This window comes from Gilliamella sp. wkB7 (assembly GCF_001693435.1).
Taxonomy (GTDB): Bacteria; Pseudomonadota; Gammaproteobacteria; order Enterobacterales; family Orbaceae; genus Gilliamella; species Gilliamella apicola_N.
Window position 1 is genome coordinate 2,032,981 of the sequence record NZ_CM004509.1, and the last position, 23,293, is coordinate 2,056,273.

Below are 23,293 nucleotides of genomic sequence, written 5' to 3' on the forward strand. Positions count from 1 at the left end.
GGATTATGCCAAATGTTGTAAACACGTTAGTGTCTATTTTTAAGACTCTTTAAAGGATAAAGATTATCTACTTCTTGTTGCTTTGAATTAACCAATTACCAATAATTTGGAGAATAGGTACAATCTTTTTCTAATTTATTCATATCGATTTTTCTAAACAATGGCTCGCCACGATATTTGTCTTCTATTTGATAGTGCTGACTGTAACAGTGGGGGCTAATTAATAAACATAATAATGCTAGATAATATGAATATTTCATAATTTTATTCCTTAATTTCTTCAATTTTGGAAAGTGAAAATTCCGCATGAAAGTGAGAATTATGCAAACTTTTACCATCTTTTACTTTTTATAATTTTCTAAATTCAACAAAGTGATCATCACTACCAACTAGAATTATTTCAAAAAATAACCGCATCGCATTTAAAAAAGCTTCGTCATCCTTATATTGTTGAGAAGTATGTGGATGATATTTACGCTTCCAAATTTCTTTACCATTTATTATGACTGTTTTGTACCCTTTAGATGACTTGTAGGTAAAATCAATACTCATACCATTAATATGAGCTATACTTGGAAAACAAGAGCCCCACTTAAACGCACTCCCTGTAGTAGTAACGCTTTTATTATAAACAGCGATACTGCCTAACATTGCGGCAAATAACCCTAGATTAGCATAACGACGTTGGGAGTCACTAAAGCTATATTTAATCTTGAAATTGTCAAATTGCTTATTTAGCGAATCGGGTATTTTAATCAATTCAGTATCATTGGCGGTTGCCCTAAATAATCGCCATATCGTTCCTTTAGAATCATGAGAACCAAACTCGGCAACATCGCCATTTTCGTAAAAGACTCGGTGTTTTGTATTTCCATCAGATACTTTGTTATTTGATAAAATCGGACTATGTGTCCAAAAAGTATCATTTTCGGAGCTTTTTTTAGATTATTCGCCGACTCATCACTTTGCTTCTTTTTAATAGTATGCCAATCACAAATACATATTTCATGTTCATTATCCTTTTCATCATGATAAACATACTTATATTTTTGCTTGTAGTCTTTCGATATTTCCTGTGGTATATGTTTTTCAATTTTTCCATCGTGGTAAATATGATATGTCACTATACCTGGGCTTATAAATCTACCCATCACTGATACTGGATGAATAAACCATGCTTTGCCATCAGCAGAAAGATTGCTTAGTGCGGGTGTTTGTGGTGTTTGGTTGTTTGATGATTGGGTTGCTTGAGATTGTGCTACTTCTCGCCACCAAAGAGATGGTTTAATACGTTGCTCTTTTTCTAACTGCCAAATTGATTTAGTTTTTTCATGCACGTCATCCACCATGCTTAAGGCATGATCGCGCTTATAAGGCATCGTTATGTTATTTTCATCTAACTGTTTTTCAATTAAATTTTTTTGTTTTTGTTTTTCTTCCTCAAGTAAATTATCTATTTCATTCCATTTGGTTAGCGCTTTGTCTGCATACCATTCACTTTCATATTTTATTATTAAGTGACCTATCATTTCGGCTATCCAACTATTGCGTAGGCCATCTTTCAGAAATTCAACAGTAAAAGGTAGCAGTCCTTTTTTTTCGCTGAACAGAATATAACAGTGATTCAATTAAGATTTTATGCAAAGCTTTCATTGAATCAGTGTATTCTTTAATATCTAATGTTCCTGCTCGGTTATCGTTTATTTTAGTATAAAATTCTCCTACAGAAGCTTTTTCGATTACTGTCTCAAATCCTTGCCAATGCCAGGGACTGATTCGTTTAACGTGCTCTTGAGCATCTTTTTTGATGTTTACCCAACCTGTTATTGACCAACGCTCTTCATTTCCTGCGGTGACTTTTACCTAAATTGAATCCGTGCTTTCGTCTTCTATAGTGATTAAATTCTCATTACTTAATGAATCTAATGATACGGTCCTTGGAAAATGTACCGTGTTATCTTTGGTTGCAGGTGGCAAATTATCAAGTGATAGCGGAAAATTATTCCAATAAGGAATCGCGGTATTGAGTGTTCCAACTTGTTTAAATAAGTGAGAGACATCTTTTGACGCAATCCAATAATGTTTAGTATTCACACAAAAACGTATTTTGACAGATGAACTATTGTGATCAACTTCAACAAGTTCAACCTTATCTGGAATATCGGACATGGTTAACTGCGGATAAATTTTATTATATCTATTTTCTAAACAATGTTTTTGGTAGTGAGTTAGAATGATTTCTTTCTTCTCATTCGACAGCCTGTCAGCAATTTTTTTCGTGTTATTATTAAAGATAGTTTGTGATTTTAGATTATTTTCAGAATAGTATTCCAGTGAATTTAAAGTATATTCCAAGTTAATTTTAACGTAATAACTATCTTTATCACTGGTAAACTTTATTCCTAATCCTGAATTTAATTTTCCATCCGCTTCTGATGCTTGTATCAATCTTGCACCTTTTTCAACCAGAATTAAGTTTTTTTCACTTTCGGGTAAATTATCGGCTAAAGCACGGGTTTGGGTAATAAATGCTGATAAATCCTCACAGGTAAATAATTCAACATGTAACAGTTGCGGTAATTTTTTATCTGATGGTCGTTTTATTGTGGATATAGATGCTTGTGTAGGCTCTTTAAAACTATTTTTTTGAGTTGATTATGCCCGATATAACCAATAAAATCGCCACTAGAAATTGCAATCGGTGATTTTAATATCACAATGTCATTGAATTTTTCAGGTTTAAACGTGAATGAAGTCAGTGAGGTTACTTTGACATAACCTTTATGCGCTGCGTCTTCACTGTCATTTTCTTTTAATAAGTTTGGAACATGACAATCTTTAATCTTACGAATTTTAGCGTATCCGTTTTCTTGCCCATCTAATTCAAATGTTGCCGTTAGTGGTAAATAAGTCAATTTTTGTTTATCATCAGTAGTTTCATATACCGCTATGCCCTTTACGTTCACTTTTAAAATTCCCTGCAATATTTTTATAATTTTTTATTTTTCAATGTGTTGAATTGATTATTGCTAATATAATTTGATAACCAAGTATTATGAAAGTCTTCTCTAATAGATGGTTATATAGAAAATCAGAAGACGAAAATAATCTATATTCCGCCTAGTAATAGAATTTTTATAAAAATTTAGAGCAATAGGGCAAGTTTACTTTTTTATAATACTTGAGTTCATTTTTAAAAGTATCTGCAATTGTATTGTTAATATTCTCTAACACAACCAAGCAAATAATTGGATAAATTAAGTCTTTTATGCTTTGATCTTTTTCATCCTATAAAATCATATATCCTAATAACAATAAATTTTGAGTTTTTGATTTGATTTTTAATCATCATAACTTAATAAACTTTAAATTATCTTTATCTATTTTATAATGAATATGATTTATATCTTTAATATTTTCACTGTATTCTTTAAATGAAATTATGTAGATATCTCCGCTAGCATCAAAATAGTAGTATTGACTATTTAGGTAAAAAGCACGATCAGAATTATAAGAATAGCTTGCTAAACTTATCCTACTTTTAATTTCCTTTTTGTAAACTAAAGATAAATCTATTTCATAAACTATGTCATGAATTGGATTATCATAATCATAAATTATTTTATCTTTTTTATCAGATTCTTGATGCTTTCTGTCCATAATAAGCTCAAAATCGCCATCACGGTAGATGACCGTTTTTTTATCGATTAAATCATAGAGTTTATTAAAATTAAATTTAGTGGTGTTTAAAGAGCAACGCTCTGCCTCCAATTTTCGTTCTTCATTTGTTAAATCTTGCCAATAATCATAATTAAAACCACATCCGGACATATCACCATCTTTCACAAATGGTGCACCTGTATATTTTTCATCAATAATATAGGTGTCACTATAACAAAATGATGTATATATTAATAATAACAAGCCTGAAGAATAAGATATTTTCATTGCATATTTCCCTAAAATCTTGATTAACTCTTTATTAATAGTTAATTATTATATTCTTACGTTTTAATTATATCGGTCATAGATAATAGTTTCTTTGACCTTTTTAAAAATACCAGTTGAACTCATTTGATATATATTCTTTGTGAGAAAATGAATATCTCCATTCTTAAACTCCATATCATCATCAATAAGCATTTGCTCCATTTGATTGACTATTATTTGTCCATCAGTAAGTATTTTAAAATCACTCCATCTTAATACCTCTCCCTCAGCTGAATATCTTTCATCTAACATAATTGCATCAATAAAATTACCTTTTTTATCATAACTATTTAATTGAAAATAAAATATTGGTTCATCATTATCGATATGTGTCATAAAGATAATACCTTTATAAGTAATATTTTTATAATTAAAATAAACAGCAGGAAAATAAAAAGAATATTTTAATGGGATTCTAACTAAGCTTGGTTTATAAGAGAACTCTTTAGCCGAAAATCTGAATGGCATTTTGGAGTTTGGTGATATATGTAATCCTCCTGCTTCATCTTCCCAATAATATTTAGTTATGTCATTGGAAGTGTAAGGTAGAGCTATTTTTTTATAATGCTTAAGTTCATTTTTAAAAGTATCTGCAATTGCAATATTAACATTTCCTAACATAGCTAAGAAAAAAATAATGGGATAAATTAATGGTTTCATTCTTTGATTTCCTTAACTTTCTTCATATCATAATATTCAACATGTAAATGATGATCGTGATTTGTAGTTTCTTTTGGAATATGGTTTAAAAAGTATTTTTCTCCTTTTAAGGTATAACTCCAACCCAACATATTTGTCCAGCCAAATTTATACAAAGCATCAATCCACTGATTTTGTCTATCAACATCCAGTTCTCCAGGATTCAATCTGATATTAAGACTTGATCCTTCTCCTTTATATAGTTTCTTGTCTTTTCTTAAATATTTGAAGTCACCATGATAACCATTCTTATGACTTTTACTAACACCTGATTCGCCTTTTCCAGTACTAAAACCGTTACAACTGATATCAGTAAAATTCACTTCAAGCATTGCGCCAAAAAAACTTGCCAAGGTATCTCGATTCATAAAATAACGTTCTTGGTTTGAGTCAACATTAAAACGATATTTTAATCCATATTTTTCGTATTTTTGAGTTACTTCTCTTAAATCAATAAGATGAATATATTCAGTATTGCCATATCTTTTATCAGACCTCGATAAATACTTATTTTTTATTATAATAAACTCATAAATACCTAATTGATGAAAATTACTGTTTTTGTCGTGATAGACATATTTATATTTATTTTTATATTCTGTATTAATATTCTCGGGAATATGTCTTTCAATTTTTCCATCGTGGTAAATATGATATGTCACTATACCTGGGCTTATAAATCTACCCATCACTGATACTGGATGAATAAACCATGCTTTGCCATCAGCAGAAAGATTGCTTAGTGCGGGTGTTTGTGGTGTTTGGTTGTTTGATGATTGGGTTGCTTGAGATAGTGCTACTTCTCGCCACCAAAGGGATGGTTTAATACGTTGCTCTTTTTCTAACTGCCAAATTGATTTAGTTTTTTCATGCACGTTATCCACCATGCTTAAGGCATGATCGCGCTTATAAGGCATCGTTATGTTATTTTCATCTAACTGTTTTTCAATTAAATTTTTTGTTTTTGTTTTTCTTCCTCAAGTAAATTATCTATTTCATTCCATTTGGTTAGCGCTTTGTCTGCATACCATTCACTTTCATATTTTATTATTAAGTGACCTATCATTTCGGCTATCCAACTATTGCGTAGGCCATCTTTCAGAAATTCAACAGTAAAAGGTGGCAGTCCTTTTTTTCGCTGAACAGAATATAAAAGTGATTCAATTAAGATTTTATGCATAACTTTCATTGAATCAGTGTATTCTTTAATATCTAATGTTCCTGCTCGGTTATCGTTTATTTTAGTATAAAATTCTCCTACAGAAGCTTTTTCGATTACTGTCTCAAATCCTTGCCAATGCCAGGGACTGATTCGTTTAACGTGCTCTTGAGCATCTTTTTTGATGTTTACCCAACCTGTTATTGACCTACGATCTTCATTTCCTGCGGTGACTTTTACCCAAATTGAACCCGTGCTTTCATCTTCTATAGTGATTAAATTCTCATTACTTAATGAATCTAATGATACGGTCCTTGGAAAATGTACCGTGTTATCTTTGGTTGCAGGAGGTAGATTATCAAGTGATAATGGAAAATTATTCCAATAAGGAATGGCGTTATTGAATATTCCAATTTGTCCAAATAAGTGAGAGACATCTTTTGACGCTACCCAATAATATTTAGTATCCACACAAAAACGTATTTTGACAGATGAGCTAGTGTGATCAATTTCAACCAGTTCAACCTTATCTGGAATATCTGAAATGGCTAACTGCGGATGAATTTCATTATATCTATTTTTTAACCAAAATTTTTGGTCATTTGTTAAAATAATTTCTTTTTTCTTATTCGATGACCTGTCCCCAAGTTCTTCAATATCATTTATAAACCTATATCGTTGTGTTATTAGATTATTTTCAGTATAGTACTCCCTTGAATTTAAGGTATATTCCAGATTAATTTTAATGTAATAATTATCTTTATTACTAATAAACTTTATCCCTAATCCTGAATTTAAGTTACCATCCGCTTTTAATTCTTTTATCAATCTTGCCTTTTTTTCAACCAGAATTAGGTTTTTTTCACTTTCGGGTAAATTATCGGCTAAAGCTCGGGTTTTGGTAATAAATGCTGATAAATCCTCGCAGGTAAATAATTCAACATGTAACAAAGGCGGTAATTTTGTATCTGATGGTCGTTTTATTGTACATATAGGAGGTTGTGTAGGCTCATTAAAATAGTTTGTTTGATATTGATTATGTCCGATATAACCGATAAAATCGCCACTTGAAATTGCAATCGGCGATTTTAATACCACAATGTCATTGAATTTTTCAGGTTTAAACGTGAATGAAGTCAGTGAGGTTACTTTGACATAACCTTTATGCGCTGCGTCTTCACTGTCATTTTCTTTTAATAAGTTTGGAACATGACAATCTTTAATCTTACGAATTTTAGCGTATCCGTTTTCTTGCCCATCTAATTCAAATGTTGCCGTTAGTGGTAAATAAGTCAATTTTTGTTTGTCATCTGCAGCTTCATATACCGCTATGCCCTTTACTTTCACATTTGACTTACCAACAGTGTTATTGTCTTCTTTTACAACTTCATAATCTTGATTGGCATCTGCTGTGTTTCCGGTTGGTAGCGGAGATAGGTCCTTATGCCAAACATAACCGGTAATATTATCTAACTGTTTTTTAAATTCAGTTGTGGTTACCAATGTTCCTTTTGATATCAAATCAATTTTATACCAACCTGGTTGCTTTGGGTGTTGTTTAGCTAAACGAATTTTACTCCCTTTTAACAACAGGCCAACCACTTCGGTTCCTTTGCCATTTGCTCTAATTACGCTGCCGAAAACAGTATCCGCCTTATTCTCGTCAACTTTTCCTGAACCAAGTTGCCAATAGTGAGGATATTGTACGTTTGTTTTTTCATCTTTCATTTTTTCCTGATAACCATACCAATCAAGCTGATGCATATACAAACTGTATAAGGTTATTGCCGGTTGCTCCTCTTTTACGCCAATGATTTTCGGCATTTGTAAAAGATGTCTGACTAAGGTGAAACCAGTGGAAAAATAAGCAACATTTTCTAAAATAGAGCGTAGTGGAAGAGGTACATTATCTTCTGAATAGGTTATGTTGTAGTAGATATCATTGATACGATAGGCAACGACTTCACCATTAGCCATGCAATATAATTGCTCATCATTACCAAGCTTGTTTAATACTTTTTTATCGAGATGTATTCCACCATGCCATAAACCATTTTCTCCAAATGGATAAAAACCATGATCAGCTTCGGATAACGCTCTATAATAAGTATCTTGGCTTAATTCTTTTTCACCAACCGGAAAAATGAATTTCGTTGTTTTTTTCATGGACATTTTATTATTCCTTTATAGATTATCCTGAAAAATTAACATAATGGCTGTTTATTAAACGTACTATAGCTACTTCAAGCATATTTTTTGTGAAACTCCGTTTCTCATTATCTAATGTACTAGGCCCCATTTTTTGTAGTGCACTACTTTTTATATAAACATTATCCACCGTACCCAGTTCAATCCCGGCACTACTGAGGTTGATGTATGAACCACCACACATTAACTTCAGCTCTTCACTTGCGGTGACTGTTAATTTTCCATCCACACTGTCTATTTTAATATCTTGTTTGGCGGCCATATTCAGGTTGGCATTTTGTGCCTGTACCTCAACATCACCTTGATTGGCAAAGACTTTCATTCCTGATTTATGAGCAAACAGACCGATGGATTCACCGGATGAGACAGTAATGTTTTTTAACGCATTGATGTCAGTTTGGTTTTCACTGGTCACCGATACGCTGTTTGATGTGGACAGTTGGATGTTTTCCGGACTGGTTAAAGCGATGCCCTCTTGCGCATAAGCAATAATGCCACTTTGGGCTAATTGGGTTAATGTCGCTTTAAGTTGCTCTTGACTGTCGGTATCCGCACCATGAGCTTCAGAGGCAGTTGCTGCATTTTGCAGTGCTTTAGCAATTGATAATGCATTTTCAAGCTGGGTAATGGCACCTTGCATATCAAGCTGTTTACCCTGTGCCTTAGGCTCGGTCTGACTGGTCAGGTATAAACCTTTATTGGCAGCAATTGCCCCCCACTCATCGGTGCGCAGTTCAAATCCCTCACCACGCTGCTCTTTGTTTTGGTCAACTAAATGCCCGATGTTAAGCTGGGTTTTACCGTATTCGGTCGCTAACTTAATGTGCTCTTGTCCGCGCTTATCATCCATCCGCAGTTTGTTGTTAGCAGGAGTACGAATTACATTTCGATGTTTGTTTATGGTAGTCACATGGTCAGGGTGGCCACTGTCATGCATCGCATGAGCAATATAAGGTCGGTCCGGATTACCGTTAGTAAATGCAACTGCAACTTCTGTGCCGTCAATCAGAGGAAAGTGAAAACCATAGGTACTGCCTGCATACGGTTTAGCCAGTCTTAACCATAAACTTTCTTCACCGTTTCGCCACTCTTTTAAATCAAAGTTAAATTTAACTCGATAGCGCCCTTGTGTATCAATATAACCATAGGTGTCATTATTCGGACTGGTTACCCTTGCCGGTAAGGTGCCGTCAATAGTCGGAAAAGGAATCGGCTCCGGGCGGTAAGGTTTTAATGGCTGGTAAGGTATGGCGGTAAAACTCAGTTCATAAGCATCACTGCGGTTTCCCTGTCCTTGCACCGTTAATATCATTACCCCCTCATCTATTCCGGCAATCGTACTGCCTTTGATGCGGATATGTTGACCCGGAGCTAAATTGGCCTGATTACTTTTACCCCGGATAACAATTTGACGGCTAATGGCGTGTTCATGGCGAATGCGAGCATACCATACACCACTTTCAACACCATTACTCGTGTTAGCTTGATTACGGTTAATATCACTGCTGTTGTTATTGCTATTACTACTGTTAGTGTTAACGCTATTATTTTCGTTGTCATTACTATTGCCGTTACTGCCTTGACTGCCGTCGGTATCGATATCACCACTGTTTTCATCATTATTACTGTTATGATTATTTATATCATTGTTATTGGTATTACTACCATTACCATTGCTATTTAACCCTTTATAGTGCTCATCATAACGGTAATCAGTACCGTAAGTGGTGTTATCTTTCTGTTGGCTGTTAACCTCACCCAGTAAATTCGCCTCTGCATCGCGGTAGTTATAATCCTGTACTTGTACCGAAGATTCCACCATCTGACTGTGTAAGGTTATATCCCAGACACTTTCAACGCTGTTATCCAGTGTGCCGCTCGGTTGTTTGTACACAATATCAGCCACCTGCTGATAACCTTGCTCATAATCACTGATGACCAACACATCACAGTTGTGTTCACCATGCGTTTCAAATCGGAAATAGACCCCCACATCAGCAAGCAGTCTTTGAATAAACTCAAGGTCACTCTCCTGCCACTGGGTGATAAATTCACGCTCCGGATATTGCTCTTTAAGTGCTAAACGATAATCAATCCCTGTATAACCATGACCACGTAAGACCTCTTCAACCACACTGATAACGCTTTGATTTTGAAAAATGGCACAGTTATGACTTAATGCCAGTTTGGCTAATTGCGAGGATAAAACAACCTGATAACGGGCTTCATCGTTACTGACTGATAATTGACTGAACTGGGTTATCACACCATAAAGAGTGCGTGAGCTGCCTTGAGATAATAGTGAATTTAACGGATTAAGCGGATTAAATTGGGTTAAAGAGTTAAGTGAGTCGATTGGATTGGATTGCTTGAGCTTATCTAACTGTTTTAATGGCTCAGAGTGTTTTAATGCATCTAATGGATTAGCCGAAGTTAAGGAATTAAGTGCATTAAGTCCTTGAGTTGCAAAGTCGCTTAAACTGCCAGAATTAGCAGGATTAAAACTCAAATGGGCATTTTTGTTAAGAAATGACTCAACAGAAAGTTGTTTATCCGAGCAGGTGAAAGTAATCGTATAGTGCCAAGGCTGGTTAAGCTGCTCATTACCCTCGACTTGTAAGATTGAAACCTCAGCAGACAAACCATCAATATTTAACGTATAGCGATTATGACCGACTCCATTAACCAAACCTTGCTTTAAACCCCGACTTAAACCATTGCCCAATTGTTCCATCAAATTGGTTAATCCTTTATCCATGTTATCCTCGATATATTTCACGTGCACTGCAAATACAACTTTGTTTTATTGAATTATTTATTATTATTAATAATTTTTAGTATTATGTTTTTAATAACAATTTGATTATTTGAAAATTTATTACAAATAAAACGCTTTTTTAATGAATTTAAGTTAAAAAACAATCTAAAAATGGTATAAATTACACTGTTTTGAATGTTTTGCAATCTTTTTTTACATTTCTTTAAATTTTAATTATATGTATAACTTACTGATATTATTAATAAATAAAATGAAATATCGTTAAAAGTTTGTCACCTAAACATGATCAAACAAGGACTAAAAGAATTTGGTTTTTTGCAGATTTTTTATTGGATAATTTTTCACTGAATTTTATTAAGATTTATATACAATAATCATTTTTACTCAAACATAGCCATGACCTGAAACTTTTTGACAAAAATAACGGACTGTACAATGATGAAAAATTTTTTTAATTATTGTTAGGACAAAAAATAGGATTTTAGTTTGAATAAATAATTGGGTTGAGTTTTATTTAAAAAATTAATTATATCAGTAGGCTATAATTTATTTTGTAAAAAATATTCAGGAGTCTATACCATTTCATAATAAAAACATTCTAAATTTAAATTCTAAACGCAATTTACAATAGTGAACAGTGAGTAGAATTTAGGTTGAGCTTTTATATCTAAAAAACGACTTTTATTAAAATACCCCAATAGGATAAAACGTTTTGACATTATTTTTAATAAAAATAACAAATTAATCTATTTTTATATTTTCTTTTTTTTAGATTTACTGATATATACTGCAATACGGTTTTATTTTTTTATGTTTGTTATGTTAAAACGAAATATTAATCTTTTTATCGCATTATATGTGATGTTGGTTGTTGGTCTTGAAACTTATACTTATTGGCATATGCAGCTTCGAAGTTGGCAGCCAGCAACATCAATAGGGCGTATGGTGTTTTATTATAGTTTTTTTACTGTATTATCTAACCTTATGTTGGCAATAAGTTGTTTATGGTTAGCTTTTAGTCCGAATTGTAATCGTTTTATTTTTCGCATTATTCGATTAAATGGGTTGGTAGGTGTAATTATAACAGCTATTGTGTATAACTCGCTTTTACGTGGCATTCATGTTCCACCAAATATATTTATGCGATTTGCTAATGAAAGTTTACATGTTGTTATTCCTCTACTAGGCATATTGAGTTGGCTGATTTGGGGACCATTTCGACGCATTAGCTTTCGCGTCATTATAGGATCATTAACTACCATGTTAATTTATGCCGTTTATATTTTTGTACTAGGTTTTTTTACTCATTATTATCCGTATCCTTTTATCAATGTGACAAAAATCGGTTATCCACATGCATTGTTTAATGCGAGCATTGTCATGCTGGCATTTATAGGGTTTGCCTATTTATTATGGGCGATTGATTGCTTAAGGAGGTAGAAATGAAATTATATATTTATGAACACTGTCCTTTTTGTGTAAGGGCTAGAATGATTTTTGGTTTAAAAGATATCCCTGTTGAGCTACATGTCTTTTTGAGTGATGATTTTAAGTCTCCTGAAAGTATGATTGGTCAAAAGATGGCACCAATTTTACAAAAAGAGGATGGTAGTTATATGCCTGAAAGTCTGGATATTGTTGATTATGTCGATAATCATTATGGAGGAAAGCCTATCTTAATCGGCCCAAAATCGCCAAATATTGAAAAATTAATTAAACAACTACAGCAATATGATTATAAATTAGAGTGTCCACGTTATATCAAACTTGGCTTAGCAGAATTTGCAACTCAAAGTGCGATTAATTACTTTGTCACGAGTAAAACTAAAAAAATCGGCTCATTTGATGAATGTTTAGCACAAACTGATTCATTGGTATTTGAAATATCCAAGTTATTAAACGAGCTTGAACCATTGATTATCTCGCCACAAGCGTGTAATGGGCAATTATCTTTAGATGATATCTGTTTGTTTCCTGTATTACGTAATTTGACTTGTGTAAAAGGATTACATTTTCCGCCTAAAGTTAAGGATTATATCGAGTCAATGGCTAAACTAACCAAAGTGAACTTATTTTTTGATAAAGCAATTTAAAATCATTCTGGAAGTTTTAATTTATCTTTTATTAGCAGAAAATCTTTAGAGCTTTAAAAGAGAGTACAGGTAAATAGGATAAAACCCTGTACTCTACCTTTGCTTACCTATAATTTATAACTATTGGGATTAGATCTGAAATTAATTAATCTCCTAATTTAATATCGATCACTTCTATGTTTTGTTTGCCACCATAAATATCGTACCAAGGTGTCGCATACTGTTTTAAAATTTTATTGAGGTGCTCAACATTTTCACGTCCAGTTTGGTCTAACCAGCGTTTTAAGCCTTCTTTACCTTCTTTTGCATACGCTGCAACACCTTCAAACCAAGTTGCACGCCCACCTAAAATACCACTGTATTTAGCGCCATTTTCACCCGCAAAAATTAATTCTTGATGGAAAGTTTTAGTCGGTACCCCAGCACTCAAATAGATAAATGGACGAGTTGCTACATCACTGGCCTGTTTAAAATAATCAGCTGCTTGTTTTTGGGTGTAAACAACAACATTATTATCATTAAATCCTTCAACATTTTTGAAAAGTACTGGAACTTCAACTTTTAGTACATCAATATAATATTGATTTTTAGTGAACTCTTTAATGGTGTTAATGACTTTTTGAGGCTTTATTTTGGCAAATTCAGGGCTTTTATCATCAGTTACTACATTATCATAGACAATCGGCTCAACAAATAACGGGATATCTGCTGCTCTCGCTTCTGTACCGATACGTTCTAAAAATGCATGTTTTTTTTCTAGAATATCTTGAGGATCATCTGGATTATAATAAACCAAGACTTTTGCAGCATCGGTTCCTTTTTTTAATAACCGTTGTAGAGAGTCCTCTGGCAATACATCGGGTAGTCGACCTGGAGTATTGGCATCATATCCTGTTTTTTCATAAGATATAATTAATCCAGCATCTTTATTTTTTTTAGTCATACCTTTAAAGCCATACTCTTCATCTAACAAGATTGCACTAACATATTTTGTTAATTCTTGTGAGACAAGCTCTTTAAATTCATACACCATATCTACATGATAGCGATCTTTACCGACTGCCGACTCCATCATTTTTACCATTGAACCACGTTGGTCAATCGCTAATGCCGCAATAACACCATCTTGGTTAGATAATTGTTGCATGCGTGTGAATTTACCTCGAGTAATACGTTTTATAGCCATTTTATAACTCTCCATTTAAAAAGATCTTTTGATTGTAGTTTTAATTTGTAAATATATATTAATCATTTAGTGCTGTTTATTTGATCAATCTACTTATATTTAAAAAAGTTTTTATTTCATGCCGATAATAAAATGTAGGTTGTCGTTTTAGTGGATATCATCTTTAAAAAAAAATGGTGTTCAGGTATATTGGTTCATCAAAATACACTATGTGTAAAAAATAATTTACAAGGAAGACCATGTCATACACAGCACCAATTACGCAAACGCGTACTTTAAATAAACAAGACTATAAAACATTAGCATTGTCTGCTTTAGGCGGAGCTTTAGAATTTTATGATTTTATAATATTTGTATTTTTTTCAATTACTATCAGTCATCTGTTTTTTCCAGATGATATGCCTGCATGGTTAAGTCAGGTACAAACATTCGGTATTTTTGCAGCAGGTTATTTAATTCGTCCTTTTGGCGGAATTATTATGGCTCACTTTGGTGATCTGTTTGGTCGCAAACGAATGTTTACACTTAGCATTCTGCTTATGGCCTTACCGACGTTATTTATCGGTTGTTTACCTACTTATACCCATATTGGAATTTTTGCACCTTTATTATTATTACTTATGCGATTATGCCAGGGATTGGCAGTAGGGGGCGAAGTACCTGGTGCTTGGACGTTTGTCGCTGAGCACGTACCAAAAGATAAAATTGGTTTAGCATGTGGAATTTTAACTAGCGGCTTAAGTTTAGGTATTTTAATCGGTTCTTTGGTTTCAACTGTTATGAATAAAAGCATTTCACCGGAACAATTAATCGATTGGGGATGGCGTATTCCTTTTATTATTGGCGGTATTTTTGGTTTGATCGCAATGTATTTGCGCCGTTGGCTAAAAGAAACTCCAATTTTTCTTGAAATTCAGAAACGTAAACAACAAGAACTGGCTAATAAAATTCCTGTCGTTACCGTGATAACTCAATATTTACCACAGACAATATTATCTATGTTACTGACATGGGTTTTATCAGCCGGTATTATGGTCATTATGTTAATGACTCCTATTTTATTGCAAAAATCATTTGGTTATTCACCAATTGATGCTTTACAAGGCAATATATTAGCAATAATAGGTCTGATTATAAGTTGTACTTTTTATGGCATAATGATGGATAAGTGTGCGATGGGTAAGGTCATATTGATTGGTTGTATTATTGCAGCGCTTTCTATCGCTATTTTTTATTTATCCTTAGATAATCATCAACTTTTATTTATCACTTATTCACTAGCAGGATTCTGCGTGGGTATTGTTGGGTCTTTTGCCTATTTTATGGTGAAAGTCTTTCCTACCCAAATTCGTTATAGTGGGGTGTCGTTTTCATTTAATATGGCGTATGCCATTGCAGGTGGATTAACGCCCTTACTCATATCGTTTTTGAGTGACTTTGTGAGCAAAATGGCACCGGCTATGTATGTTGTTGGGTTATTCGCACTTGGTGCATTAATTGGACTATTTTTATTAATAAATAATAATAGTCAAAAATACATTGCAAAAGATATTGGTTAACCATAATTTCTAATGTTAAATAAGGAACGAGTATTCAGTCTCGTTCCTTTAAAATATAAAAACACTTTCCTGTCCTTTATCCTCTATTTATTTCATGACTGAATTTTACAAAAAGCCTTATACTATCGTTAATTGCTCAAAAAATATTTATAATATGAATGTAAAATGGAGTTAATTACTATCGATTATCAATCTCTAACTTACTTATAGTCAACAATTTATTTAGTCAAATCCCAATTAAGTTTATTGATATGGTTTATTGTTAAACTGGATAAAATAAAAAGCAGAGCAAACTATCAATAAAGTTAATTAAAGACATTTTTTAGGAATTCACAATTTTTTGTCAAAAAGTTTGAGGTTATACGTACATTTCAATCGAGATTATTAAATAATCAATGTTTTTAATAATTTTGTGAAATAACTCATTTTTTTTCATAATAGTTAGGATAAAATAAACCAAGTTATATTTTATTTTGAAATTATCTAGGAGAAAAAAATGAAGGCAGCAGTTGTTAGACAAGAGTGCGATGGTCAAGTTGATATTAAAGATATTCCTCTCCGTCAATTAGAAGCAGGCGAAGCTTTAGTTGAAGTTGAATATTGTGGTCTTTGTCATACAGATCTTCATGTCGCGGCGGGTGATTTTGGTAAAAAACCCGGTCGTGTTATTGGACATGAGGGAGTAGGGATCGTTACTAAAATAGCTCCAGATGTAAAAAGCTTAAAAATTGGTGATCGTGTTAGTATTGCTTGGTTCCATGCAGGTTGTGGTTCGTGTGAGTATTGTATTTCAGGTCAGGAAACCTTTTGCCGTAATGCTTTAAATTCTGGATATAGTGTCGATGGTGGTATGGCAGAACAGTGTATTGTCAAAGCAGATTACGCTGTTAAAGTGCCAGAAGGATTAGATCCCGCTCAAGCAACCAGTGTAACTTGTGCAGGAGTAACAACTTACAAAGGTATTAAAGTCGCAGACACAAAACCTGGACAATGGCTTGCGGTATTTGGTATTGGTGGTTTAGGCACTTTGGCTGTTGAATATGGCAAAAAAGTGTTTAACAATAAGGTCGTGGCAATTAGTAATAGCGACAGCCAATTAGAACTATGTAAAGAACTGGGTGCCGACTTGGTTGTTAATCCTAAAAAAGTGGCAGACGTAGGCGCTTATATTAAAGAACATACAGGTGGTGGTGTGCATGGTGCGGTGGTAACATCGGTAACTAAAACAGCTTTTAATCAAGCGATTGAGTCAGTTCGTCCTTTGGGTAGAGTTGTCGCTTTAGGTCTCCCTTCTGAAACGATGGATTTAAGTATTCCTAAAACAGTATTAGATGGTATTCAAGTTTTAGGTTCTTTGGTTGGTACGCGTGAAGATTTAGCTGAAGCATTCCAATTTAGTGCTGAAGGTAAAGTTGTACCAATTGTTGAAAAACGTCCATTAGAAGATATCAACGATATGATTAACGAAATGAGACAAGGTAAAATTCGCGGTCGTATGGTTGTTGATATGAAAATGAAAAAACAGAAATAATTGTTTTTCCATTTAAGTTAAAAGCAAATAAAAGCTGGCTTGATGCTGGCTTTTTTCTTGATCAAATATTAATTTATCCGTTTTACTTTCGCTACATTTACTATCAATAATATTAATCTTTCTTGTATTTTATTAATAAATCCCTATCATAAATTAATTTTACTCGCTAATTTAATACGTTTTAAGAGGACCTATATGGAAGATCACAATTTAGAAAATAATTTACGGAAAGATCTTGGTTTAGTTTCTGCATTGTCGCTGGTTGTTGGTATGGTTTTAGGGGCTGGTGCATTTATGAAACCACCTGCTGTATTAGAAGTTGCCGGTGATTATAACTATGCACTATTAGCGTGGATCATTGGTGGTATTTTTTCTATTTGTGGTGGATTAACGCTTTGTGAATTAGGTGTTATGTTTCCACGTACGGGCGGTATGTTGGTTTATCTGGAAAAAATTTACGGCTCAAAAGTTTCTCATCTTTATGGTTGGATGATTACCGTGCTTTTTGCTCCATCATTAGTTGGAGCATTGGTAGGATATTTTAGTTCGGTATTTTGTCTGTTATTTGGTATTGATGATTCTTATAAAATGGCAGTAAGTGCTGGCGTTTTAGGATTTATTGCTGTTATTAACGCTATTGGTGTTAAGCAAGCAGGTTATTTGCAAACCATAGCTACTGCTTGTAAGCTTATTCCTATTTTATTGTTAGCCATATTTGGACTATGGAAAGGTAATGGTCAAGTAGCATTATTTAGTGCTAGTGGTCAAGGGATTGAAACTTATGCTCCATTTGCTGTAGCTATTTTGGCTACTTTATTTGCTTATGATGGTTGGGCTCAAGTTGCCTCTGTTGCTGGTGAAATTCATAATCCGGCAAAAGTACTACCTAAAGCAATTATTTTGGGTATCATATTTTTAGTTATTGTTTATGCCTGTATCAATATTGCATTGTTCAAAATTTTTCCTGTCCAAGAGATGGTATCACTTGGTCATGATGCTTCGGCCGTTGCCTCACAACGTATGTTTGGCAATTTGGGTGGTAATTTAGTTGCTGTTGGCATTATGATCTCAATTTTAGGTGGGATTAATGGTTATATTATGACGTTATCTCGTACAATTTTCAGTATGGCAGAACGAGGAACCATCATTGGAGCGCGTTATTTAAGTACAATCGATGATGATAGCCGCTCACCAGTTAATGCTATATGTGTATTAGTGATATTTTCTTTTTTATATTCAATTTTACTGGATGCTGATCGTTTATCTGAAATCTCAATGTTTTCAATTTGGGTATTTTATTTATTAACATTTATTGGGGTAATCATCGCTCGTAAAAAATATGCCGATGTCCCAAGATCTTATAAAGTTATTGGTTATCCAATCATTCCAATTATCGCAATTCTAGGGGCTATGTATGTTATTTATGGTATGCTTGTTTATCAAACTTTTAATGGTATTGCGTCAATAATTCTAACTTTAATCGGTTTACCTTTATATTATTATTACCACAGAAAGAATAAGAATAAAGAGCTTTCACTTGGTGAAATGAAGAAATATAAAGTGAAAATGCAATATACCATCGCAGTTTCTGCAATGATCATCGTTGCTCTGTTAGCTCTTTATGGTGGCATGGTAAGTAAATAATAAGTGATTAATTTAATTTATTGCAAAATGAGTCATTTAAACGTTATAAAACTAAAAAACCGACATTAGTCGGTTTTTTGTGCGTAATTTTTCTTTAAATTAATCATTAATAAAATATTTAATATAAAGTTAGTGAGTAATCATTTTGTTACAGTTTGGTGAAAATTTTAAATATATGTTGAAATTAGACCATAAATATTTTGATCATGATAAATTCCATTTAAGTATTCAGCCTGTTTGAGCGTTCCTTCATAACTAAAACCGCATCGCTTAGCAACCGCATTACTTTTAGGATTATCCACTGAGCATTTAATAACAAATCGTTTAATTATTTTTTGTGATGCATAGTAATGAGTAAGTGCTTGAATTGCTTGTGTCATAATACCTTTACCTTCTGCTTGGCTATTGAGCCAATAACCAATATAGGCTGTCTTATTGTTTTTATCTATTCGATTGAAAGACAGTAAGCCGACAGGGTTATTATTTAGTAAAATTACATAAGTTTTGGTAATATCTTTTTGATGCTCGACTGAACAATTATCTAAAAAATTTGATGTGTCTGCTTCATTATTGACAAACTTAGGCCAAGCCATAAATTGACTAAAACTATCACGATTAACATCAATAATATTGTATAACTTAGTTGAGTATTGTCGATCTGATGGCACTAAATGAATATGTTCATTGACAAAGATACTTTGTTGATTGGTATTTGTCATTAATTATTCCTTTAAGAGAGTATAACCAATTCTGTGTTAATATAAATTAAAGAATAACATAATCTTTACTTAATTAAAGAATTATATTTTTAGTTTTATCTTTAGCATTAATTATAAAAAATTACCAGATCATTTGATCTGGTAATTTAATTGTTACCTGAAATTAATTAAAAAATTTTAAGCTTAATCATTTGCGGTTTTCTTATTTTTTAACATGTAGTTATGGATAACCAGAAGAGCAAAAATAGCAACAACAATAATCATTATTATATCTTTGTTAAACCATTTAGCCATATTACCTAAAATAATACCAATACCACAGAAATCGACATCAGAGAAAGTCGTATTAGCAAAACCAAGCGAACCTAAAACAGGTAATAAAAGGACAGGTAAAAATGTGACTAATAAACCATTAGCAAATGCGCCAAGCATTGCACCTCGACGTCCGCCCATAGCATTACCGAAAACACCAGCAGTTGCACCACAGAAGAAATGAGGAACTACGCCAGGTAGAATTAGTACAGCATTTAATTGACCTAATACAAATAGACCAACTAATCCACCAAGGAAACTAAATAAAAAACCAATTAATACAGCGTTTGGTGCATATGGGAAAACAACTGGACAATCTAATGCTGGTTTGGCATTCGGCACGAGTTTTTCTGAAAAACCTGTAAATGCTGGAACAATTTCAGCAAGAATTAACCGTACGCCTTGTAGAATAATAAATACCCCAGCAGCAAAGGTAATTGCTTCGATAATTGCATAAACTAGGTAATTATCACCATTACTTAACTTTGTTTGGACATAATCAGGTCCAGCAAAAACGGCAAGGATCAAATAGATAATCATCATTGTTAATGAAATTGAAATTGAACTATCACGCAAGAAACTTAGATTTTTAGGTAAATTCATCTCTTCCGTTGAGCGAGAGTTTTTACCAGCTACTTGACCAAGCGCTCCTGCCAATACATAACCTAAGGTACCAAAGTGACCAAATCCAACATCATTATTTCCTGTGATTTTGCGCATATATGGTTGAGCTATTGCAGGGAAAAATGCCATAATTAACCCAAGTACTAGGGCTCCAGTAAAGACTAATTGCCAACCTTCAAAACCCGCAACCGTTAGAATAATGCTGATCATACACGCCATATAAAAGGTATGATGTCCAGTTAAAAAGATAAATTTTAAGCATGTAAAACGCGCAACCACAATATTAGCAATCATTCCAAAAGCCATAATTAATGCTGTTGCTGCACCATAATCATTTAATGCCATAGATACGATAGCTTCATTATTTGGGACAATACCTTGTAGTTTAAAAGCCTCTTCAAACATCATGCCTAATGGTGTAATCGCACTAATAAGTACAGTTGCGCCACCACCCAATACTAAAAATCCTAAAATAGTTTTAATTGTTCCTTTTACCGTATCAGCAAAGGATTTGCGTTGGGCTATTAACCCAACCATAGCAATCATACCAACTAATACGGCCGGTACTTTTAAAATATCAACGAAAAATTTAACAACTTCTTGAATCATCGCAACACCTCATTATCAGACTATTGCTTATCAAAATGTTCAACGAGTTTGGACTCCAAATCATTGATATCAATTATATTATTTATAACTACCAGTTTATCGCTAGGAATGCCAGAACTGTCTGCTAAATCTTTAGTCATAACAAATAAATCAGCTTGTTCTGGTGTTGCTGATGCAAGATCTGCATGCGTTACTTCTGCATCAATATTTAATTTTTTTAGAACTTTTTTGATATTCATTTCAACCATAAAACTGCTACCAAGACCTGAACCACAAACTGCCATAATTTTCATTTTATTTATCCTTTTCTAATTTTATTAAATTTAATAACGATTGATCACAGCTAATATTTGATCACTATTTTGTGCCTTAAAAATTGTCTGCATATCGTTTGATTCACTAAACAGCTCAGCTAATTGAGTTAACATTTCAATATGGCTTGAACTATCACTGGCCGCTAATAAAGTAATTAAATATACGGGGTCGTTTTCTGTTGAATTAAATTTCACGCCTTGTTTGACCAGTAACATAGATAAGCCCAGTTGATTGACACCTTGCTCTGGTCTAGCATGCGGCATAGCGATACCCGGTGCCAATACATAGTAAGGTCCAATTGATTCATGTAATTGAAAAATTGCTTGGACATAATTTGGCGAAATGGCATTATTTTCTAATAATGGTTTTGCGCAAATTTGTATCGCTTCTTTCCAATCTTCAACAGAATCAACAACATTGACTGTTTGGCTGGTTAACCATTTACCTAACATTTTTCCTCCATTAAACCTGATATCATCAATTGTTAGTTTAAAAAATAACATACTAAATAAGAATAGAAATAAAAAAATATTAGAAGTGTGATAGCGCTATCAAACTTGATGAAAATTTTTCTCATTTTGTGATGAAAGTAACATTTTTGATATAACGATTATAAATTAGTTATTTAGACGTAATAATATTATAGAAATGAGAGTGATTTCGAAGTGATTATATCACACTTTTCTATTATTGATTGTCTATTATCGATTTTTCTGCTTTGCTACTACTAATATAAGATTTATTTGAAAAAATTTAGATTAAATTCAATCGGAATGAAAGATGCAAGAAATAAAGAAGCGTAAAACTACTGGACAGATTACTTTATTCGATGTCGCTAGATATGCGGGTGTCGGAACAATGACCGTATCTAGAGCTTTACGAACTCCAGATCGAGTTTCAGATAAACTTCGTCAAAAAATTCAAATTGCTGTCGATGCTTTAGGATATAAACCCAATGTTGCTGCAAGTTTGCTAGCCTCCGCATCGGCAAATCGAGTCATTGCAGTTATCACACCCAAAATATACGATCATTCAGCTCAACTATGGTTAAATTCGCTTCAAACACACTTAGCAAAAGAGGGGTACACAACCTTACTTATTGAATCTTATCATTATTATAATTTTGAATCACAAATGTTAGATGCTTTATATAGTCATAACCTTGAAGCAATATTACTATTTCAAGTTGAAGATGAAAGTTTTATTAAGCAAATTTTACAAAATAAAATTGTTCCTATTTTGAATATTGGTAAAGATTATGATGGATTAACTAATATGGATGTTGGAATAGATGATAGTTTGGCTATGTATATGCTCACTGAGCATGTCATTAAAAAAGGTTATCAACACATTGGGTTACTTTGTGCTAATCAAGAATATCAAATTTTTCAACAGCGTCTACACGGCTGGTATAAAGCCATGTTAGCTTATCATCGCCCTACACATCGAGTTATTAATGCTGCTAAACCAGCCAATTTTAGTACTGGAAGTGAGTTATTACCCGATATGTTATTAAATTGGCCAGAACTAGACGCATTAATTTGTACAACTGATGAATTAGCTTGTGGAGTCCTATATGAATGTCAGCGTCGACATATTCGAGTACCTTATCAATTAGCTGTAACTGGCTTTGGTGATAATGAGTTTAGCCAAGTGAGCTTTCCTGCATTAACAACGGTCGCTTTACCGTATAAAGAAATCGGTGAATATTCAGCCTCTCTGCTGTTAGATAATTTAAAGAATAAAAAAGTAACACATGAAACAGATTTATCAGCGTTAGCACCAGTCGTTCGATTGCGAGCGAGCGTTTAAATAGCTTAATAAGATAGGGTATTTAAATTATTACGTTCGACCCGTACCTACGGT

General features: G+C 33.2%; 21 protein-coding genes. 6 read left to right on the plus strand and 15 right to left on the minus strand.

Annotated elements, in window-relative coordinates; all coding sequences use genetic code 11:
- Positions 1-95: 95 nt before the first annotated feature.
- From A9G17_RS13085 to A9G17_RS09040, 10 genes are all read right to left on the minus strand, one after another.
- On the minus strand, positions 96-260 hold the full coding sequence (locus A9G17_RS13085) for a hypothetical protein (protein WP_176714263.1): 165 nt from the start codon (positions 258-260) through the stop codon (positions 96-98).
- Positions 261-348: 88 nt separating this feature from the next.
- A complete protein-coding gene (locus A9G17_RS09000; protein ID WP_065738413.1) occupies positions 349-759 on the minus strand; it encodes a hypothetical protein in 411 nt (136 codons plus the stop codon).
- Positions 756-1,529: a hypothetical protein gene (locus A9G17_RS09005; RefSeq protein WP_065738414.1), complete on the minus strand. Its 774-nt coding sequence runs from the start codon at positions 1,527-1,529 to the stop codon at positions 756-758. Before A9G17_RS09005 ends, A9G17_RS09000 begins: the two co-directional genes overlap by 4 nt.
- 334 nt (positions 1,530-1,863) lie before the next feature.
- A complete protein-coding gene (locus A9G17_RS09010; RefSeq protein WP_065738415.1) occupies positions 1,864-2,448 on the minus strand; it encodes a hypothetical protein in 585 nt (194 codons plus the stop codon).
- A gap of 152 nt (positions 2,449-2,600) precedes the next feature.
- Positions 2,601-2,966, minus strand: a complete 366-nt coding sequence (locus A9G17_RS09015; RefSeq protein ID WP_065738416.1) for a hypothetical protein — start codon at positions 2,964-2,966, stop codon at positions 2,601-2,603.
- A 382-nt stretch (positions 2,967-3,348) separates the two neighbouring features.
- On the minus strand, positions 3,349-3,948 hold the full coding sequence (locus tag A9G17_RS09020; protein ID WP_065738417.1) for a hypothetical protein: 600 nt from the start codon (positions 3,946-3,948) through the stop codon (positions 3,349-3,351).
- A gap of 63 nt (positions 3,949-4,011) precedes the next feature.
- On the minus strand, positions 4,012-4,650 hold the full coding sequence (locus A9G17_RS09025) for a hypothetical protein (RefSeq protein WP_065738418.1): 639 nt from the start codon (positions 4,648-4,650) through the stop codon (positions 4,012-4,014).
- Positions 4,647-5,606 (minus strand): hypothetical protein, encoded by a 960-nt coding sequence (locus A9G17_RS09030; RefSeq protein ID WP_065738419.1) that lies wholly within the window; start codon positions 5,604-5,606, stop codon positions 4,647-4,649. The genes A9G17_RS09025 and A9G17_RS09030 overlap by 4 nt, the downstream gene beginning before the upstream one ends.
- Positions 5,607-5,638: 32 nt before the next feature.
- On the minus strand, positions 5,639-8,014 hold the full coding sequence (locus A9G17_RS09035) for a hypothetical protein (RefSeq protein ID WP_141677577.1): 2,376 nt from the start codon (positions 8,012-8,014) through the stop codon (positions 5,639-5,641).
- Between the two features lie 25 nt (positions 8,015-8,039).
- Positions 8,040-10,814, minus strand: a complete 2,775-nt coding sequence (locus A9G17_RS09040) for a type VI secretion system Vgr family protein (protein WP_065738421.1) — start codon at positions 10,812-10,814, stop codon at positions 8,040-8,042.
- A gap of 840 nt (positions 10,815-11,654) precedes the next feature.
- Here A9G17_RS09040 and A9G17_RS09045 point away from each other — a divergent pair.
- Positions 11,655-12,275, plus strand: coding sequence for a Pr6Pr family membrane protein (locus tag A9G17_RS09045; protein ID WP_141677578.1), 621 nt, complete (start codon positions 11,655-11,657; stop codon positions 12,273-12,275).
- A gap of 2 nt (positions 12,276-12,277) precedes the next feature.
- Positions 12,278-12,928: a glutaredoxin 2 gene (grxB, locus tag A9G17_RS09050; protein ID WP_065738423.1), complete on the plus strand. Its 651-nt coding sequence runs from the start codon at positions 12,278-12,280 to the stop codon at positions 12,926-12,928.
- A gap of 145 nt (positions 12,929-13,073) precedes the next feature.
- Here the strand turns inward: grxB and A9G17_RS09055 are convergent, their stop codons facing one another.
- Positions 13,074-14,108, minus strand: a complete 1,035-nt coding sequence (locus A9G17_RS09055; protein WP_176714279.1) for a tagatose 1,6-diphosphate aldolase — start codon at positions 14,106-14,108, stop codon at positions 13,074-13,076.
- 245 nt (positions 14,109-14,353) lie between these two features.
- Here A9G17_RS09055 and A9G17_RS09060 point away from each other — a divergent pair, with 245 nt between their 5' ends.
- The 3 genes from A9G17_RS09060 to A9G17_RS09070 all read left to right on the plus strand — a co-directional run bounded on the left by A9G17_RS09060 (position 14,354) and on the right by A9G17_RS09070 (position 18,848).
- Positions 14,354-15,673 carry an MFS transporter gene (locus A9G17_RS09060; protein ID WP_065738425.1) on the plus strand — a complete coding sequence of 440 codons (1,320 nt, stop codon included), beginning with the start codon at positions 14,354-14,356 and terminating at the stop codon, positions 15,671-15,673.
- Positions 15,674-16,169: 496 nt separating this feature from the next.
- Positions 16,170-17,204, plus strand: coding sequence for an alcohol dehydrogenase AdhP (adhP, locus tag A9G17_RS09065; RefSeq protein WP_065738426.1), 1,035 nt, complete (start codon positions 16,170-16,172; stop codon positions 17,202-17,204).
- A gap of 195 nt (positions 17,205-17,399) precedes the next feature.
- Positions 17,400-18,848, plus strand: a complete 1,449-nt coding sequence (locus tag A9G17_RS09070) for an APC family permease (RefSeq protein ID WP_081301727.1) — start codon at positions 17,400-17,402, stop codon at positions 18,846-18,848.
- 167 nt (positions 18,849-19,015) lie between these two features.
- Here A9G17_RS09070 and rimL read toward each other — a convergent pair whose 3' ends face one another.
- The 4 genes from rimL to A9G17_RS09090 all read right to left on the minus strand — a co-directional run bounded on the left by rimL (position 19,016) and on the right by A9G17_RS09090 (position 21,879).
- Positions 19,016-19,567 (minus strand): 50S ribosomal protein L7/L12-serine acetyltransferase, encoded by a 552-nt coding sequence (rimL, locus tag A9G17_RS09075; RefSeq protein ID WP_065738427.1) that lies wholly within the window; start codon positions 19,565-19,567, stop codon positions 19,016-19,018.
- Positions 19,568-19,750: 183 nt separating this feature from the next.
- Complete coding sequence (locus tag A9G17_RS09080; RefSeq protein ID WP_065738428.1) at positions 19,751-21,112, minus strand: PTS ascorbate transporter subunit IIC; 1,362 nt, start codon at positions 21,110-21,112, stop codon at positions 19,751-19,753.
- Between the two features lie 20 nt (positions 21,113-21,132).
- Complete coding sequence (locus tag A9G17_RS09085) at positions 21,133-21,405, minus strand: PTS sugar transporter subunit IIB (protein ID WP_065738429.1); 273 nt, start codon at positions 21,403-21,405, stop codon at positions 21,133-21,135.
- 30 nt (positions 21,406-21,435) lie between these two features.
- The gene (locus A9G17_RS09090; protein WP_065738430.1) at positions 21,436-21,879 is read right to left on the minus strand and encodes a PTS sugar transporter subunit IIA; all 444 of its coding nucleotides are present in this window, start codon (positions 21,877-21,879) and stop codon (positions 21,436-21,438) included.
- A gap of 328 nt (positions 21,880-22,207) precedes the next feature.
- Here A9G17_RS09090 and A9G17_RS09095 point away from each other — a divergent pair, with 328 nt between their 5' ends.
- Entirely contained in the window at positions 22,208-23,239 is a 1,032-nt protein-coding gene (locus A9G17_RS09095; RefSeq protein ID WP_065738431.1) for a LacI family DNA-binding transcriptional regulator, read from the plus strand.
- Positions 23,240-23,293 lie beyond the last annotated feature (54 nt).

What these genes read in the sequence shown, in the direction of transcription:
- grxB (WP_065738423.1), top strand. Translation starts at nt 12,278, where the DNA reads ATGAAATTATATATTTATGAACACTGTCCTTTTTGTGTAAGGGCTAGA.
- A9G17_RS09095 (WP_065738431.1), top strand. Translation starts at nt 22,208, where the DNA reads ATGCAAGAAATAAAGAAGCGTAAAACTACTGGACAGATTACTTTATTC.
- A9G17_RS09060 (WP_065738425.1), top strand. Translation starts at nt 14,354, where the DNA reads ATGTCATACACAGCACCAATTACGCAAACGCGTACTTTAAATAAACAA.
- A9G17_RS09020 (WP_065738417.1), bottom strand. Translation starts at nt 3,948, where the DNA reads ATGAAAATATCTTATTCTTCAGGCTTGTTATTATTAATATATACATCA.
- rimL (WP_065738427.1), bottom strand. Translation starts at nt 19,567, where the DNA reads ATGACAAATACCAATCAACAAAGTATCTTTGTCAATGAACATATTCAT.
- A9G17_RS09045 (WP_141677578.1), top strand. Translation starts at nt 11,655, where the DNA reads ATGTTAAAACGAAATATTAATCTTTTTATCGCATTATATGTGATGTTG.
- A9G17_RS09005 (WP_065738414.1), bottom strand. Translation starts at nt 1,529, where the DNA reads ATGATAGGTCACTTAATAATAAAATATGAAAGTGAATGGTATGCAGAC.
- A9G17_RS09025 (WP_065738418.1), bottom strand. Translation starts at nt 4,650, where the DNA reads ATGAAACCATTAATTTATCCCATTATTTTTTTCTTAGCTATGTTAGGA.
- A9G17_RS13085 (WP_176714263.1), bottom strand. Translation starts at nt 260, where the DNA reads ATGAAATATTCATATTATCTAGCATTATTATGTTTATTAATTAGCCCC.
- A9G17_RS09035 (WP_141677577.1), bottom strand. Translation starts at nt 8,014, where the DNA reads ATGAAAAAAACAACGAAATTCATTTTTCCGGTTGGTGAAAAAGAATTA.
- A9G17_RS09030 (WP_065738419.1), bottom strand. Translation starts at nt 5,606, where the DNA reads ATGCCTTATAAGCGCGATCATGCCTTAAGCATGGTGGATAACGTGCAT.
- A9G17_RS09090 (WP_065738430.1), bottom strand. Translation starts at nt 21,879, where the DNA reads ATGTTAGGTAAATGGTTAACCAGCCAAACAGTCAATGTTGTTGATTCT.
- A9G17_RS09085 (WP_065738429.1), bottom strand. Translation starts at nt 21,405, where the DNA reads ATGAAAATTATGGCAGTTTGTGGTTCAGGTCTTGGTAGCAGTTTTATG.
- A9G17_RS09040 (WP_065738421.1), bottom strand. Translation starts at nt 10,814, where the DNA reads ATGGATAAAGGATTAACCAATTTGATGGAACAATTGGGCAATGGTTTA.
- adhP (WP_065738426.1), top strand. Translation starts at nt 16,170, where the DNA reads ATGAAGGCAGCAGTTGTTAGACAAGAGTGCGATGGTCAAGTTGATATT.
- A9G17_RS09080 (WP_065738428.1), bottom strand. Translation starts at nt 21,112, where the DNA reads ATGATTCAAGAAGTTGTTAAATTTTTCGTTGATATTTTAAAAGTACCG.
- A9G17_RS09070 (WP_081301727.1), top strand. Translation starts at nt 17,400, where the DNA reads ATGGAAGATCACAATTTAGAAAATAATTTACGGAAAGATCTTGGTTTA.